The following is a 16,318-nucleotide window of genomic DNA, read 5'->3' as shown; positions in this document are numbered from 1 at the left end:
CCCGACCTGCCAGCTGTTGCTGGTGGACCGGGGGTTGTTTGGTTGTTGGTTAAGGTGAGCTTGTTCTTGCTAATGGCCTAATCAGGTGAGGGGAAGGGACGCAAAACGCGAACGGTCACCGTCTACGGAAGGCGAGTTCGGGCGATGAACGATATGATGAGGGATCAGGCATCAGCTATCGAATAGCCGGATCAGGAATCGGTTAGAGATCCATTATATTTGGCGGATATGTCCGCCAGTATAGCTTTCATCCGGTCAATCACCGATTGCGGTTCTACCACGGTCGCTTCCGTGCCCAGCCCGAGAAAATAATGCGCGAAGTAATCCACGTCATTAGCAGGCACTTCGTGAAGGAGCCGCCCGCTCCCGTCCGCCCGAAGTTCGATGTGCGGGAAGGGCCATAATTCCGCTTCGGCCCGCTGGACGCCTTCCCGGGTAAGCTCGGCCACGATCAGCATATATTCGATTTGTTCAGCCCCTTGCGCCCTCCAGTTCCCGAGATGAATATGGCGGTGATCCAGCGGCTTTACATCTTCACGTACGACGGCCGATTTCATCCGGTCGCAGCGGAAGAGCCGGAAATCTCCCCGCAAGAAGCAGTACGCGGGACAGTACCAGAAGCCGTTGATGGCATAGATCCCTACCGGCTGAATGTTCCGCTCGGACAAACCGCGCTTCGTTTCGTACTGGATGGCGACGACCTGCTGCGTTACGGCTGCATCGAGCAGCGTGTCAAGGAACAGCAGCTTCTGCTTCCGGGTGTGCGTCAGAAAGTCGACCCGGTTCTTCATCTGATCAATCCGGTCGCGGACATCGCCTGGCATATAATTGTAGAATTTTTGCAGGGCTGCTGACGATTCTGTCTCGAAAGGAAGGGATAAGTAATGCCGAAGGGCGTGACTGGCAAAAAACATCGCGACCGCTTCCTCCTCGCTGAAGGCGATCGGCGGCAGAATGCGTTCCCGCAGCACCTGATATCCTCCGTGCGGACCGACCTCGGAATACAGAGGCACCCCAAGCTCGCTCAGCTCTTGGAGATCCCGCAGCATGGTGCGGGTGGAGACGCCGAATTGGTCCGCGAGTTCCTTGACCGTAAATTTTCGCATCCGGTTGACGGTCATCATCAGCTCCATCAGACGCTTGGATTTGGACATGAGGGGCCCTCCATCTTTTTGAATGATTATGACAATAGTTGTCACTATTATATCCTAAACTAAGAGCAGGTTCGAAGCGCGGTCTGTTCATCAGGCCGGCTGTCTGATAGTAGTCTGCCGATTGCTACTGATCGTCTACAGATCCCCTGCCGATTCCGGCTGCGCACGTGATCTGTCAGAAGTGGCGGGGCAGGTCAGCTGCCAGTCATCGCTGAGGCTGTATGTTCTTCGAACCCATTTTCAGAAGATTGCGGAGGGATTCTTATGTATGTGACCGTTGCAGATTTTATTAAGGAATGGAACCGGGAAGCTGATCTTACGTTGCATGTGCTGGATGGTCTGACCGATGAGGCATTGCAGCAGCAGGTTCATGGGGAGGGGCGTTCTCTTGGGAGAATCGCATGGCATTTGACGACAAACATTCCCGAGTATTTGACCGAGTTCGGGCTGAAGATGGAAGCCGTGCCGAATGCGGAGGTTGTACCTGCCACGGCGAAGGAAATCGCCGCTACTTTCCGTCAGGTCAGTGCCCGGGCAGCAGAGGTGATTCAGGCGAATTGGAGAGATGAATCGCTTGGGCAAGTTCAGGAGGCCTTTGGCAGACAGGAAAGCAATGCCGCCATCATTATGGGGCTGATCAAGCACATTGTCCATCATCGCGGACAGATCACCGTGCTGATGCGTCAGGCCGGATTAAAGCCGTATGGCGTCTATGGACCGCCGAAGGAAGATTGGGTTCGTTATGGCGTGGAGCATGCGCCGTTGTGAGGGCCAAGACGGACGGTTAAGTATGGATCGAGAGAGTTGGGACGATGAATAGAATTGAAGGGAGATTGGGTTATGAGTCAAGTTGGAGAACTGAAGCAAATGCTGTTTGAGGAGCTTGAACTGATTGTGAGGACATCCTCCAATCTGATCCGGAACATCTCGGACGAGCACTGGGATTACCGTCCCGCTGACAACATGAGAACCTTGCTGGAGCTGGTGCATCATCTGGTATCTGTTCCCGCAACCGATCTGTTGATTATGCAAGAGAAGCCGGAGGCGGACATCCGCAAGCTGGAAGGCGCCATCGCTGCTGACGGCCAGGACAAGGAGAAGCTGATCACGTGGATGGAGAGCGGGCTTGAGAACTTAAGATCCTACATGAACAGTCTGGAGGATGATGCGTTTCTGCATAAGAAGACGCGGCCGTTCTATCTGGAGCATGGAAGCGCGCAGGCCAAATGGCTGATCGAAGTGGTGACCCACGCCCAGCATCACCGGGCCCAGATGTTCAACTATTTGAAAGCGCAGGGATATGATATCAGCATGTTTGACCTGTACTAAGCTAGTCATGTTACAATGTGAGACAGGGCATGCTTGGATAGCCCCCAAACCACCCTTAAAGGATAGTTGCTCTTATGATCCATTACATTCGTTTGCGTTAATTAGAGGTGCAGTTGATAGCAAGCCCGGCCTTTTTTCAATGAAATTAGGCAAGGGTCTTCTTTCCTGCACCTTTTTTTATCGTAATAAACGAATGAAAAGGGTGAGAAGACGATGTCCCAACATCAACATGATAGATTACGAATCAGAACGAAAGCGCTGCGGCAGCACGAGCATCTATTTCGCTGCCCGGTATGCACCGCCTCGATGAAGTTTGCGGAGCATTCGGCGGCATTGGTATGTGACAACCATCATTCCTTTGATGTGTCGCGGCATGGCTATATAAATCTGCTTGCAGGCAGAAGCAGTACCAAATATGACAAAGCGCTGTTCCAGTCCCGGAAAAGAATGAACGACAGCGGTTTTTTTCAGCCGATGCTGGCTGAGATCATTGACGTCGTACAGGAATTGGCAGATGAGCGCGGGCAGCTGACCCTGCTCGACGCCGGCTGTGGTGAAGGCTCGCATCTGACTGCGATTGGCCGTGCGCTGGATGGCGAGAAGCCGGGCCGATGCGTGCGCGCGGGGCTTGATATTGCCAAAGAAGGGGTTCTGACCGCGGCCAAGTCGGATCGGGATTCCGTCTGGTGTGTCGGGGATTTGGCGCAGGCTCCATTTGCGGATCAGCAGTTTGATGTCATTCTGAACATCTTGTCGCCTTCCAACTATGCGGAGTTTAACCGGCTGCTGACCGCAGAGGGGCTTGTGCTGAAAGTGATTCCCGGGATCGGATATCTCAAGGAATTGAGGGAAATGCTCTATCCTGATTCCGGTCATAAACGAGAGACGAACGACCAGCTGCTGAGGCTCTTTACCCGGCATTATGAGCTGGTTGCCCAAAGACCGGTTCAGTACCGTTATCAGGTGGGCCCGGCGCTGATGAAGGATCTGGTCACGATGACGCCTCTGGCCTGGGGGGCAGCTGAAGAAGACATTATGGCGGTCCTTGGACAAAAGACGGCGGATATGACCGTTGATCTGATGATGGTGTGCGGCAGACGCAGACCGGGCTGAAGTGCAGCTTACAATAAAGTATCATCTATAATAGGTATGCGGAAGGGGTCCTTATAGGTCATGAAACCTAAAGGGCCCTCTCTTTAATCTGTTCGACAAAAAGCGGCAAACCGATGGCGATGCGTGCTGGATAAGGGAAAGCTGTAAACCATCCACTGCGGATGACGATTCATAAGGATATACGATGCCGAAAGATATGTCCGAGGCGGGTAGGACCCTTGCGCAAGCAAGCAATAAAACTGGATAATGATAGTAAGTTTTGGGCTCCGGGTCAGGGTGTACCTATTGCCTATTGGAGAATGATGCTGCTTTGGGTACAATAACCTATGGATTATTCTGGTAGAAGGGTGGAACTTATTGATGTCATTTCTCCGAAAATCACTCCTGATCATGTGCAGCCTGCTGATTGCGACTGCTGTTCTGGTTCCGGCTGGTGCTGTCCATGCTGCTGACCAGAAATGGATCAATCAGGTGTGGAGCGACTACAAGGCGTTTAACAAGAAGACGGTGGATACGTACAACAAATATCAGGCCCGGATTGAGCAGGATTACAAACGCTTTAACGATAAAAGCCAGGCCGCGCTCGACGAGCTTGAGCGCAAGGTGCTGGAAGACCAGGAGCACTGGGTGCAGCTGCTGAATGACGATTATGAGGCGCTGAGCGCGAGATACGCGGACGGCAGCCTGAATATGCGGAACCAGCTGATGAAGTACAACCGTTACATTAACCCTGGGCATATGGGCAGCCCGATGTACAACTATGCGCGCCAGGCCAACATCGGCATGCTGAACAGCACGATGTGGAAGCTGGATAAGGAATTGAACGATGCTTTCCTGAACAGTTATATGTGGACTTACCGCGAGGCCATTAACCCGGCTTCTCTTAACAGCTCGGCCTTTAAATTTAAGAATACGGTGAATGAAAGCTATCTGAACAGCGCAATGTATAAGCTTCGGAACGCTTCAAGCTCCAGTTCGCTCAACAGCCCGATGTGGAAGTACAAGATGGGACGCATCAGCAAAACAGCGGCGAAGAACGAGTACAACAAGCTGTTCAAGAAATACACCACGGAGATGTCTCAAAGCAATGCCGTAAGGAAAAAAGAGATTGCCGACATGGCAAGCAGCACGCAGAAGAAAGTGGAACAACTATATATCCAGACGGTCCTATCTTTGGAAGAGCAGCGGGAGAAGACGCTTCAGAGCATATCCGACCTGCGTAAGGAAATCACGGGTGAAGGTCTGGAATGGGAGCCGCTGTTTGAAGAAGAGGAGATTAAATTTTAGAGGAGATAAAAGTTTAAGCGATCGGCTCGTGTTGGCCTCGGTGGACTGGAGAGACAGTCTGCTGAGGCTTTTTATCGTTTCGAGGCAGCGGATAGCAGCGTCTGGCTTATTATGCTTTGACTTCCCGGTCTATTTCCAATATATTATGTTTGTATCCTAACGCAAGCTAACGGAATGGCATTACATAAACTCCGTTCCCAATATATCGTTCAGGCAGGTAGACGAGTAATGAAAAATAAAGTAACGCTACAGGAAATTGCGGAGTTTGCGGGTGTATCCAAATTCGCCGTATCCCGTGCGCTGTCAGGCAAGCCTGGCGTCAGCAAGGAGACGCGGGACATGATATTGAAGGCAGCCGGTCAGCTTGGCTACTTCAAGGATCAGCCGCTGCCGGCGAAGGAGCGGTCACAGCTGCAGGAGGCTGACCATCGGAAATGGAGCGGGGCGGTGCTGGTGCTGTTCCCGAATGTGCGCCATCAGAACCGGGAGTCGCTGTACTGGGGGCCTGTGTTTGACGGCATCTCTGCCCGGTTGAATCAGAAAGGGCTCGATATTGTGACCCTTACGGAGCCCTCCAATGACCATATGTTCTCGCTTCTGAACCCGCAGGGGCTGCTCGGCATCGTCACGGTCGGTTCCGTCACGACGCAGAATCTGCTCGATATCAAGAAGCTGAACATTCCGGTCGTCATGATTGATCACATGGATCCCGCTTTCCAGTCGGATACGGTGTTCACAGATAACCTGTCCGCGATGCGGCATATGATGACCAAGCTGGTCAGCCGGGGCTTCACATCGTTTCAGTATGTCGGCAATATCGGGGATGCCCCGAGCTTCTACGAGCGCTATCTGGGCTATATGTCCGTGCTGGCTGACCATCAACTCGGCATGGGGCAGATTCCGGAGCTGATCAGCCCGGATATCGGCCTTCATTTTCAGGAGACGCTGTCCAAGGCGCTGACTGAGCACGAGCTTCCGGAGCTGTTCGTGTGCAACAATGACATCACCGCGATGTTTGTCATCGACGTGCTGAAGTCAAGGGGGATTGACGTTCCGGGGCAGGTTCAGGTCACCGGATTCGACAATACCTATGATGATCCGGCCATCCTGGCAACGGTCAACGTGGACAAGGAGCTCTTGGGCATGCGGGCTGTCGATCAGTTGCTGTGGCGGATTGTGAATCCAGGCTCCAATTATGAGCGGCTGCTCATCCAGGCCGATGTCCTGGTTCGCGAGCCGCACCCGGCCTTCCGGGAAGATGAGTAGTTAGGCACGCAGCTGGAGGCTCCGATGCGATAAGCATCGGGGCCTCTTTATTTGTTATTCTTCTTACGCTACCAGAAGGGGATCATCTGATTTCCTAGAAAACGATACATCTTTACCTAACATAATGAAAACGATGATGATTATTTGTTAGGTTATTTGTTAGTTTAGTGATAATTTTATGGTTGACGACCGGGATGGCGGGTGCTATATTTTTGGAAAAACAGGATAAAAGGAGATCAATATGACCCTAAACGTTCTGAAGTTACATGCATGGAAATTCAAGGCCAGTGACGAGTCGGAATGGCTTCCCGCCAAGGTGCCTGGCTGTGTTCACACGGATCTTCTGCATAACGGAATAATTCCCGATCCGTTCTATGGCACGAATGAGCATGATTTGCAGTGGATTGACAAAAAGGACTGGGAATACGAGACGTCGTTCCGACTGGAGCCGGAGGTTCAATCCCAGGAGAGAGTCGAGCTTGTATGTGACGGTCTGGATACCTATGCCGAGGTATATGTGAACGGAACGCAGGTGCTGTCTGCCGATAATATGTTCCGCGCTTGGCGTGTCGACGTGAAGCGGTTCCTGAAGTCAGAGGACAATGTGATTCGGATCCGCTTTCGTTCGCCAATCCAGGAGGATCTGCCGAAGCTTGCGGCGCTGGGTTACCCGCTGCCGGCCTCGAATGATCAGTCTGAGCTTGGGGGGCTGGGCGACAAGCGTGTGAGCATTTTTGCGCGCAAAGCGCCTTACCATTATGGCTGGGACTGGGGGCCGCGGTTTGTGACCAGCGGCATCTGGCGGGAAGTGCGTATTGAATCATGGTCCGAGGTTCGCATCGCCGATCTGTTCATCCGTCAAGATGAGGTATCCCCGGCTTCGGCCAGAGTGACCGCTATGGCAACGGTGGAGGCAACGCAGGCATGGCAGGGCAAACTGAGATTGACGGCCGCCGGTCGGCAGTGGGAGCAGGACGTGGAGCTTGCTGCCGGAACCCATACGGTGGAGCTGGAGATCGCCATTGCCGAGCCGAAGCTGTGGTGGTGCCGGGGGCTGGGAGAGGCCCATCAGTATGATTTTCATGCCGAGCTTGTGAAGGAACAGCAGGTGGCGGCTGAGAAGAAGGTGAGAACCGGCCTGCGCAGCGTCCGTCTGGTGCGGGAGCCGGATGCGCGGGGCACTTCGTTCTACATTGAGCTGAATGGAACGCCGGTGTTCGCCAAGGGAGCGAACCATATTCCGAACGACAGCTTTATTACGGAAGTGACGGCGGAGCGTTACCGGCACGAAATCGCGTCCGCAGCCGAATCCAACATGAATATGCTGCGTGTATGGGGCGGGGGCATTTACGAGGAGGATATTTTTTACGAGCTGTGTAATGAATACGGTATCATGGTGTGGCAGGACTTCATGTTTGCATGCAGCATGTACCCGGGTGACGAAGCGTTTCTCGAAAGCGTAAGGCTGGAGGCAGAAGAGAATATTGTACGTCTCCGCAATCACCCGAGCATCGTGCTCTGGTGCGGCAACAATGAGATTGACTCGGCCTGGGCGCATTATGACGAGCATGCCGGATGGGGCTGGAAGAAGGATTACACGATGGAGCAGCGCGAGAAGATCTGGAGCGATTACGAGGCGGTATTCCACCGGATTCTGCCTGAAGCCGTCTCTGCGTATGCGCCAGGGGGCGAATATTGGCCTTCATCTCCGATAGTATCGCTCAGCGGAGATAAAACGCAGCATGCCAATCCGTCCACCACAAGCGGAGACATTCATTATTGGGGCGTATGGCACAACAAGGAGCCGTTCAGCAATTATAACGTTTATGTCGGTCGCTTCATGAGCGAGTATGGCTTCCAGTCGTTCCCCGAGCCGAAGACGGTGCGGACTTACGCGGAGGAAGGCGATATGGAGCTGGAATCGAAGGTGATGCTGGCTCACCAGAAGAATGGGGCGGGCAATCGCCTGATCAAAACGTACATGGAGCAATATTATAACGAGCCGAAGGATTTTGAGTCCTTCCTGCACATGAGTCAGATTCAGCAGGCCGAAGCCATGAAGATGGCCATTGAGGCGCATCGCCGGAACAAGCCGTATTGCATGGGCACGCTGTACTGGCAGATGAACGATTGCTGGCCGGTTGCTTCCTGGGCAGGCATGGACTATCTCGGCAGATGGAAGGCGCTGCAATACGTGGCTAAGCGCAGCTTCCGGGACGTCAGCCTGTCCATTGAAGGCAAGGATCAGGAGGTGCTGGTGCATCTCGTCTCGGATGTATCCGAGACGATCGCAGGCACACTGCACATTCAGCTGCTTGATTATGCGGGGAACGAGCTGAATGCCTTCGAACAGCCGGTTCGTGCGGATGAGCAGGCGGCGCTGGTTGTGTACCGGAAGACGGAGAGCGAACTGCTTGGCGGTCATGATCCGGCGCAGGTGGTGCTGCTTGCACGGCTGCAGACGGAGGACGGAAGTGAAGTGGACAGCAAGACGTATTTCTTCGTGAATGACAAGGCGCTCCGACTCAGCCGTCCGACGATTCGCGTTCGCGAGATCGAGGAGGACAACGGCGGCACGGCATTCGTGCTGGAGAGCGATGTGCTGGCGCGTCATGTGTGGCTGTCGCAGGAAGAGGAGGGGATCTACAGCGACAACTACTTTGATCTCATTCCAGGGATCCCAGTGACGGTTGCCTTCTACCGCCGCAGCGACGAGGATCAGCCTTTCGTGCCGGGAAGCCCGGGTTCAGTGAAGGTGCGGTCGATGGTTGACTGCATTGATCCGGCAGCGGTGGTGACGGCGCAGTAGAGCCGGCCGAAACGACGTGCAGTATTCCCTATCTCGGCTCGAGCTGATGTAGGCGGGCTCTGCGATTGCTTGGGATAAATAAAAAAGTGGCGATGCAGGAGATGATCCTTGTATCGCCACTTCTCATTATCGGACAGGTGGGCCAAAGGCAGCGCCCCGACCCGCATGGTGCTATCCGTGGGCTTTGCACCATTATCCCGTTTGATCAGGCAGCGTAGAAGCATATTTAGAGCCGACTAACTTTTTCGGCCTCTGTTTTCAGCCTCGAACTGTCCTTATTCAACCCTTCCTTAGCCCCCATCATCCGCCTCCTGATCAAAAGGGATACTCATGCAAAGGCTATAGATAGGGGATAGGGAGGCACAACGAGCAAGAGCGCGAATCCGCTTATCGCTAAAGCTGCGTTATTATTTGCTCGCTTTGTAAGCGTTCAGGAATTCCTGAACCTTCGCCGGATCCGCTACGAGCTCGTTGCCGGTTTTGACGATCGGGCTTACGGTAGAGTAGGCTTTGATCTTGTTGTTGCTGTAATAGGCCAAAATCTCATCCTGATTGATGGAGTAGAGCACCGCTTTTCTCAAATCATCGCTATTAGCAACATCCCGGTTCTTCGTATTGAACAGGAGGTACGATACCGCATTGCTCTCGATCGTTGTCAGCTCCAGCTTGCTGTCGCTTTGAACCACATCATAGCGGGTCTCCGGCACGCCGTAATACAGATGAATCTCGCCGCTGCGAAGCGCAGACAGTGTGCTTTCGGCGTCCTTGATGAAGCGGACGTTGATTTGCTCGATTCTTGGCTCATGCTCGGTGCCGCTCATGTAGCCCGGATTTTTGTAGAAGACGGCTTCGTAATCATTTTTGTAAGACAGAATATACGGGCCGCTGGCATAAAGCGTATTGTTGTAGCCATCCCCTTCGGTTACGGATCTTTGATCCCCGTATGGAATGTCTTTGTTGATATCAAAGTTGTTGATGTCATACGTGTTGATTTTTTCAACCTGCTGCTTGGACACGATGCCTGCCGATTGGTGGGCAAGATAGTTCAGCACTTGCGGGAACGGCTCGGTCGTTGTCAGCTTGATGACCTGGTATTTTCCTTCGCTGCTGTTGGCCTGATTTTTGTCGCTGACCAGAGCAGAGATTTTGGTGGACAATCCTTTTTCCAGCGCATCCTTGATGCTTTCACTGGACCCGGATACTTTCGTATTTTCCAGCTCGCTCAGATCGGTTACCGCTTCTACAGTATTGATATGCTCGTGAAGGGTATACGTACGGTGGTCCGGCACCGAGTCTTTGTCTTTCGCTCTGTTCATCGAGAAGATGACGTCATCGGCACCAACGCGCTCGCCGGAATCCTCGGCTTGTTTGTTGTTGATTCTGGCGAAGTTAATATCATCGCGCAGAATGAAGTAATAATCATAATTTCCCTCGCCTATGGCATGATTGTAGGACAGGGAGCCTTCGGAAGTGATTTTGTCATCATCCGTCAGGTTGATCAGACGCACGTTCATGTTGGTGTTGATGATGTTGATCGAGCCGTCGTTGCCCTTGATCGGGTCGAGCGAGGTCAGCTCGGAGTTGGCTTGGGACAAAATGAGCGGCTCGGTAGCGCGCTTGGATGTATCATTGAAATCGACTTCTTCCCATGGCAGGGAACGGGACTTCGAGAGGCGTACGGAGCTTGGGTCCAGCACCTCTTTGTTGAAAGCCTGGCTCTTCAAAGAAATGTACAGTGGTGCAATGTACGCTTTGTCTGTCACGAGACGCTGCTCAAGCTGACGATATGTCTCAACCGCTTCTTCAGGCGTCTGGGTGGCTGCCTCATCGATCAGACGGTCCACCTCTTCATCCGACATAATGCTGTAGTCGCCGCCGGTCTTGAACAGGGAACGAACCGCATAGTCAGGGTTCCCGGTGACGGTGGTCCAGCTGGACAGGGCGATGTCGAAGTTGCCGGCATCCTGCTGAGCTTTGTAGCTGCCGTAGTCCGGCTGCAGGTTGAGCTTCACGTTGAAGCCGTTCTTGCTGAGCTGGTCGCGGATGATGTTAAGATCGGATTCGTTTGCGCTCATGCCGAGCAGTTCAATATCGACTGCCGTGTTATCGGCCGGTGTTTCCGCTGCAGGGTCTTGCTGGTTTTGTTGCTGTGCATCTTCTTTGGTCGTAACGCTGCAGCCCGCAAGCACGATGACAAGCGTAAGCATGAGCAGCAGCAGGTTGTTCTTTTTCATGATGATGACCTCCTGGGTAATGTTATATAAAATAAGGCTTTTGCAATGCCGGAATCGTATTTTGCAAAATCCTGAGTGAACGGCGTTGAAGTTTAATCCAGTTTCGGATCGAGCGCGTCCCGCAGCCCGTCTCCCAGAAAGTTAAAGGAGAGGACAAGCAAAATGATGGCAAGACCCGGATAAATGGCCAGATAAGAATGAGTTTCCAGATAAGTGCTGCCGATCTTGAGAATATTGCCCCATTCCGGGATATGCGGCTCGACGCCAAGCCCCAGATAACTCAAGCTGCTCGTTGCAATGACGGCTGAACCAATCGTAAGCGTGGATTTCACGATCATCGGGGCCAGCGAATTCGGCACGATATGCTTGAAAATAATCGACAGATTGCTTGAGCCGAATGCCCGTGCCGCATCGACGTATTCATAGGTGGACACGAGCAGCACATTGGCTCGCATCGTCCTTGCATAGGTAGGAATGGCCCCCACGCTGAGGGCAATAATCAGGTTGACGGTATTGGCCCCAAACGCGGCGATGATCGCCACCGCAAGCAGAATTCCCGGGATCGCGTACAGCACGTCGAGCATCCGCATAATGATGTTGTCGGTGTGACGTCCGTAGTATCCGGAAATCGCACCGAGGATGCCCCCGATCACAACCGGGACGAGCGTGGAGGCGAAGCCGACAATCAGGGATATTCTTGCGCCGTACACAATTCTGGAGAACAGATCGCGGCCGAAGTTATCCGTCCCGAGCGGATATTCCAGACTCGGCGGCAGCAGAATTGCGCTGTAGTTGTTATCAATCGCGAAGCTGTACTCGAAGGTGAGCAGGCTGCACACCGACAGGCAGAACAGAAAGACAACAAAGAACAGGCCGAGCATCGCGGTTGAATTGCCTGTCAGCTTCACCCATACGTCTCCCCAGCGCGTGAGCGCGGGGTTGCCATTGCGGCGGATTTTGGCCAGCAGATTAATGCCGAGCACCAGGGCGAACAGATTGCCGGATACCGCTGACAGCGCGAGCGGCAGCGCGATCCACACCAGCTTGGGATGGGCGTAGTGTCCGTCCACGTATTTGGCGACCAGCAGCAGTGATGCGAAATGAAAGACCGTGATGATCAATAACCCGAACATCGCCGGCAGAAAGGTGTTGGACACATATGGCTTGAATAAATTCAAGGCCGATATCGCCATGACACACAGCTGGGTCAGCAGCATGTAGACCGCGATGGTGTACTCGGGCGGCTTCCGCTTCTTGACCAGGTTGCACCCGAATACGGTGGTGAACAGATTGCCGGAAAGAATGCTCAGCAGCTGCACATAGCCCAGCAGTCTGGTAGAGCGCCGGATATCACCCGCTTGAAGCAGGTCCCGCCGGATCAGAATGGCGATGATCAGCTGAATAATGGTGAACACCGCATAAGCTGCAAAGGCGAGGAAGACCCAGGAGCGTACCGTTCCATCCGCATAATGAAAGCTATTTAGCAGAAGGATGACCGTGATCGCCAAAGACAAGACAAATGTGAAGCTCGCCTGGCTGTACTCGGGGGACGATTTCAGCTGGTGATTGGTATGTCGCTTGGAATTAAGCTTATTGATCATGAGTACACCTGCTTTAGTATTGTTTCATCTTGGATCTGATTCTCGGATCAAAGAATGCATATAAAATATCAATGATCACGTTGATCAGCGAGATGGTGATGGCTGTATATACTACGCCGCCCATAATCGCCGGAATATCGGGGATGAATTGCTTGTCCACGATATAGCTGCCGATCCCGCTAATATTGAATACCTTCTCCGTGACGGCTGCACCGCCCAGCATCCCCCCGAACAGTAGACCGATGACGGTAATGATCGGAATCAGGGCATTGCGGACCGCGTGCTTCATCAGAATGGTCTGCTTGCCGAGCCCTTTGGCCTTGGCTGTCAGCATATAATCCTCGTTAATGACCTCCAGCGTGGAGGACCGCGTCATTCTGGCGACCGAAGCGGTAAGGCTTGTCCCCAGCACGATCACCGGCATGATCATCGACAGCCAGTTGGCCGGATTGAAGGTTGCAGGCAGCCAGTTCAGTTTGATCGAGAAGTTCAGAATCAGGATCAGGCCTTGCCAGAAGTTCGGAATCGACAGTCCGATCAAGGCAACAAACATGAACGTATAGTCAAAGAACGAATTCGGTCTCGTGGCGGAAATAATCCCGATCGGCAACGCAATCGCCACCGCTACAATCAACGAGATGAGCGCCAGCGTCAACGTGATCGGAAACTTCCTTGCGATGCTTGCTGTAATATCCTCGTTGCCGGAGAACGATCTTCCGAGATCGAAGAAGGCAATCCCCTTGATGTTGTTCCACAGCTGCACCCAGTAGCTCTGATCGAGCCCGTGGATCCGGTTAAAGGCGGCAATCTGATCGGCTGTTGCCGTCTGGCCCAGAATGTTGGCCGCCGGATTAAAGGGTGACAGGTACAGAATGGTGAAGACGAGAAAGGCTACGCCGAAAATAACGAAAACCGTCATCACAAGCCTTTCGAAAATATATTTCATATAAGGATTGCTATATAGAAATATAAGAATGTACATGAGCAGGCCGGGAATGAATGATGCGGCCAAAAATAACGGGTGCTGCAAAAGCCGTTCGAATGTATCGGCCATGCTCAGACGCTGCTGTCCGCTCAGCTTCAATTCCTTGGCGGCTTGCTCCTTGACGAGCTCTCGCAATTGGACGTCTGCGATGCGCTCGGCCTGGCGCTGAAGCTGCCGCTCATCCGCCGTTCGTTTGAAAAAGGCGGCCTTACGCTTCTCTTGCTCATAGATGTCTGCACGAAGCTTGATCAGAGCCCCGGATTCCACAAGCTGGCTATGAATTCGCTCTTCCGCCTGTGTAGAGGGATCTTTCCTTCGCCAGATCCAATAGATCAGGAACACAACGAGATTTACGGGTGCTCCAAGCAGCAACAACAAGTATTTATAAGAAGGATTCAGAAGAATCTTGCGATACGTATTGCTGATGGTAGAGACAAGCCGGTTCTGCGCTGCCGCTTCTGCCCCCTTCATAATGAACTTCCTCCTCGACATAAATTGCATTATTCCGATTGATATAGTATATTTTATGGGAGCCTATTTTGAAAGTCAATAGATTTGAGTTTAACAATAGTTGATATAAACGTACAGTGGCAGGTGAGAGAATTGGAAACGATATTGCAGGTTAACAACTTGAGCGTCGCTTTTCGTTCGCGTGACTCGGAGTTTCATGCGGTCAAGGATGTCAGCTTTGAGGTTAGAAAAGGGGAGACGCTCGGCATCGTAGGGGAATCCGGCAGCGGCAAGAGTGTCACCGCCCGCTCGATCATGCGCCTTCTGCCATCCCCTCCTTCCTATATGAAAGGCGGCGAGATTCGCTTTCTGGGACAGAATCTGGCTGACAAATCGGAGAAGGAGATGGAGAGCATTCGGGGCCGGGATATCGGCATGATATTTCAAGATCCGATGACCTCGCTCAACCCGACAATCCGAATTGGGGAGCAGATCGCCGAAGGTTTGGTGAAGCACCAGCAGCTGTCCAAGCCGGAGGCGAAGAAGCAGGCGCTGGACATGCTGAAGCTGGTCGGAATTCCGGACAGCGAGACTCGTTACAATCAATATCCGCACGAGTTCTCCGGCGGAATGCGCCAGCGGGTGATGATCGCGATTGCGCTTGCCTGCCGCCCGGCCCTGCTCATCGCAGATGAGCCTACGACGGCGCTGGATGTGACGATCCAGGCCCAAATTCTGAACCTGATGAAAGATATGCAGGAGCGCTTCGGTTCCTCCATCATATTGATCACGCATGATCTCGGTGTTGTGGCTGGCATGTGCGACAGGGTGGTCGTTATGAAGGAAGGCGAAATTGTGGAGACGGGGACGACGGAGGAGATATTCGAGAATCCGCAGCATCCGTACACGATGAAGCTGTTAAACGCGCTTCCGCGCCTGCATGAGAAGAAGAAGCCGAAGCCGGCGCCCCTGATCATCCCAGGCACGGATTACAAGGGGCCGCTGCTGGAGGTGAAGTCGCTGAAGCAGCATTTTGATATGGGCAAGGGCAAGGTTTTAAAGGCGGTTAACGATATTAGCTTCCATATTAAGGCCGGTGAAACGCTCGGGGTTGTCGGTGAGTCCGGCAGCGGCAAATCGACGACAGGCCGGGCGATTCTGCGGCTTCATCAGCCGACCGGCGGCGAGGTGCTGTATCAGGGCATCTCGGTCAACCGCTTGTCCCCCTCCGAGATGAAAGCGATGCGGCGGCATATGCAGATGATCTTTCAGGACCCGTATGCTTCGCTGAATCCTCGGCTGAAGGTGGTTGACATCATCGGTGAGGCGCTGGATGTTCACAAACTGACCGGCAGCAAGCAGGAGCGGAGACGTCGGGTAGAGGAGCTGCTCGATATGGTCGGCCTGGACCCGGCCTATGCGTCCCGGTATCCGCATGAGTTCTCTGGCGGTCAGCGTCAGCGGATCGGTATCGCCCGAGCGCTTGCCGTAGAGCCGAAATTCATCGTCTGCGACGAGCCGCTCTCCGCCTTGGATGTATCGATCCAGTCGCAGATCGTGAAGCTGCTCGAGGAGCTGCAGCAGCGGCTGGGTCTCACCTATCTGTTCATTGCGCATGATCTGTCGATGGTGAAGCACATCAGCGATCGCGTGGCCGTTATGTACATGGGGAAAATTGTCGAGCTTGCGGAAAGCGAAGAGCTGTACTCCAATCCGATGCATGCATATACGAAATCTTTGCTGGAGGCGATCCCAATCCCGGACCCGAAAGTGGAATCGCGGAGGAAGCGCGTGCTTCTCGAAGAGCGTACGGGAGAAGACAAGTATCAACTGGAGCATTCCGAGCTGGTGGAGGTGTCCAAAGGGCACTGGGTGGCCATGCCTTCCGGTGCATGATGCGCTGCTGCGATGAAGGAATGCCGAGATGATGGGATAGGCCGAGATGATGAGATAGGGATGGATGCCCTGCGATCGTTCATAATAAAGAAGGATTTTACACCTTCATGGCTAATACCTTTACTGTACAAGCGCTTCCATAGCACAGCCGTGCGGAAGGCGCATATTTCGCTGTACAACCAGCAGCAGGGAAA

At 53.2% G+C, this 16,318-nt stretch carries 11 protein-coding genes; 7 read left to right on the top strand and 4 right to left on the bottom strand.

The window, feature by feature from the left end; translation table 11 throughout:
* Positions 1–191: 191 nt before the first annotated feature.
* A complete protein-coding gene (locus CHH75_RS05430; protein WP_095265503.1) occupies positions 192–1,154 on the bottom strand; it encodes a helix-turn-helix transcriptional regulator in 963 nt (320 codons plus the stop codon).
* Positions 1,155–1,418: 264 nt separating this feature from the next.
* On the opposite strand from CHH75_RS05430, the gene CHH75_RS05425 reads away from it, so the two are divergent.
* The 6 genes from CHH75_RS05425 to CHH75_RS05400 all read left to right on the top strand — a co-directional run bounded on the left by CHH75_RS05425 (position 1,419) and on the right by CHH75_RS05400 (position 8,958).
* Positions 1,419–1,922 (top strand): DinB family protein, encoded by a 504-nt coding sequence (locus tag CHH75_RS05425; protein ID WP_095265502.1) that lies wholly within the window; start codon positions 1,419–1,421, stop codon positions 1,920–1,922.
* A 72-nt stretch (positions 1,923–1,994) separates the two neighbouring features.
* A complete protein-coding gene (locus CHH75_RS05420) occupies positions 1,995–2,483 on the top strand; it encodes a DinB family protein (RefSeq protein WP_095397637.1) in 489 nt (162 codons plus the stop codon).
* 213 nt (positions 2,484–2,696) lie between these two features.
* A complete protein-coding gene (locus CHH75_RS05415) occupies positions 2,697–3,596 on the top strand; it encodes a putative RNA methyltransferase (protein WP_095397636.1) in 900 nt (299 codons plus the stop codon).
* Positions 3,597–3,956: 360 nt separating this feature from the next.
* On the top strand, positions 3,957–4,883 hold the full coding sequence (locus tag CHH75_RS05410; RefSeq protein ID WP_095265499.1) for a hypothetical protein: 927 nt from the start codon (positions 3,957–3,959) through the stop codon (positions 4,881–4,883).
* 228 nt (positions 4,884–5,111) lie between these two features.
* Positions 5,112–6,149, top strand: a complete 1,038-nt coding sequence (locus CHH75_RS05405; protein ID WP_095397635.1) for a LacI family DNA-binding transcriptional regulator — start codon at positions 5,112–5,114, stop codon at positions 6,147–6,149.
* A 241-nt stretch (positions 6,150–6,390) separates the two neighbouring features.
* The gene (locus CHH75_RS05400) at positions 6,391–8,958 is read left to right on the top strand and encodes a glycoside hydrolase family 2 protein (RefSeq protein WP_095397634.1); all 2,568 of its coding nucleotides are present in this window, start codon (positions 6,391–6,393) and stop codon (positions 8,956–8,958) included.
* A gap of 407 nt (positions 8,959–9,365) precedes the next feature.
* On the opposite strand, the gene CHH75_RS05395 is transcribed toward CHH75_RS05400, so the two are convergent.
* The 3 genes from CHH75_RS05395 to CHH75_RS05385 form a co-directional block, all read right to left on the bottom strand.
* The gene (locus CHH75_RS05395) at positions 9,366–11,192 is read right to left on the bottom strand and encodes an ABC transporter substrate-binding protein (protein ID WP_095265496.1); all 1,827 of its coding nucleotides are present in this window, start codon (positions 11,190–11,192) and stop codon (positions 9,366–9,368) included.
* Between the two features lie 92 nt (positions 11,193–11,284).
* The gene (locus CHH75_RS05390; protein ID WP_095265495.1) at positions 11,285–12,793 is read right to left on the bottom strand and encodes an ABC transporter permease; all 1,509 of its coding nucleotides are present in this window, start codon (positions 12,791–12,793) and stop codon (positions 11,285–11,287) included.
* Between the two features lie 13 nt (positions 12,794–12,806).
* Positions 12,807–14,249 (bottom strand): ABC transporter permease, encoded by a 1,443-nt coding sequence (locus tag CHH75_RS05385; protein ID WP_095265494.1) that lies wholly within the window; start codon positions 14,247–14,249, stop codon positions 12,807–12,809.
* Positions 14,250–14,381: 132 nt separating this feature from the next.
* Between CHH75_RS05385 and CHH75_RS25470 the strand changes: the two genes are divergently transcribed.
* Positions 14,382–16,124 carry an ABC transporter ATP-binding protein gene (locus tag CHH75_RS25470; RefSeq protein WP_095265493.1) on the top strand — a complete coding sequence of 581 codons (1,743 nt, stop codon included), beginning with the start codon at positions 14,382–14,384 and terminating at the stop codon, positions 16,122–16,124.
* Positions 16,125–16,318 lie beyond the last annotated feature (194 nt).

The organism is Paenibacillus sp. 7541 (assembly GCF_002276395.1).
Classification (GTDB): Bacteria; Bacillota; Bacilli; order Paenibacillales; family Paenibacillaceae; genus Paenibacillus_AQ; species Paenibacillus_AQ campinasensis.
This window is presented reverse-complemented; position numbering and strand designations above follow the sequence as displayed.

Bases quoted from the DNA above. Each gene is read 5' to 3' on its own strand.
- CHH75_RS05395 (WP_095265496.1), bottom strand. From the start codon at position 11,192: ATGAAAAAGAACAACCTGCTGCTGCTCATGCTTACGCTTGTCATCGTG.
- CHH75_RS05415 (WP_095397636.1), top strand. From the start codon at position 2,697: ATGTCCCAACATCAACATGATAGATTACGAATCAGAACGAAAGCGCTG.
- CHH75_RS05405 (WP_095397635.1), top strand. From the start codon at position 5,112: ATGAAAAATAAAGTAACGCTACAGGAAATTGCGGAGTTTGCGGGTGTA.
- CHH75_RS05390 (WP_095265495.1), bottom strand. From the start codon at position 12,793: ATGATCAATAAGCTTAATTCCAAGCGACATACCAATCACCAGCTGAAA.
- CHH75_RS05425 (WP_095265502.1), top strand. From the start codon at position 1,419: ATGTATGTGACCGTTGCAGATTTTATTAAGGAATGGAACCGGGAAGCT.
- CHH75_RS05400 (WP_095397634.1), top strand. From the start codon at position 6,391: ATGACCCTAAACGTTCTGAAGTTACATGCATGGAAATTCAAGGCCAGT.
- CHH75_RS05430 (WP_095265503.1), bottom strand. From the start codon at position 1,154: ATGTCCAAATCCAAGCGTCTGATGGAGCTGATGATGACCGTCAACCGG.
- CHH75_RS05420 (WP_095397637.1), top strand. From the start codon at position 1,995: ATGAGTCAAGTTGGAGAACTGAAGCAAATGCTGTTTGAGGAGCTTGAA.
- CHH75_RS05385 (WP_095265494.1), bottom strand. From the start codon at position 14,249: ATGAAGGGGGCAGAAGCGGCAGCGCAGAACCGGCTTGTCTCTACCATC.
- CHH75_RS05410 (WP_095265499.1), top strand. From the start codon at position 3,957: ATGTCATTTCTCCGAAAATCACTCCTGATCATGTGCAGCCTGCTGATT.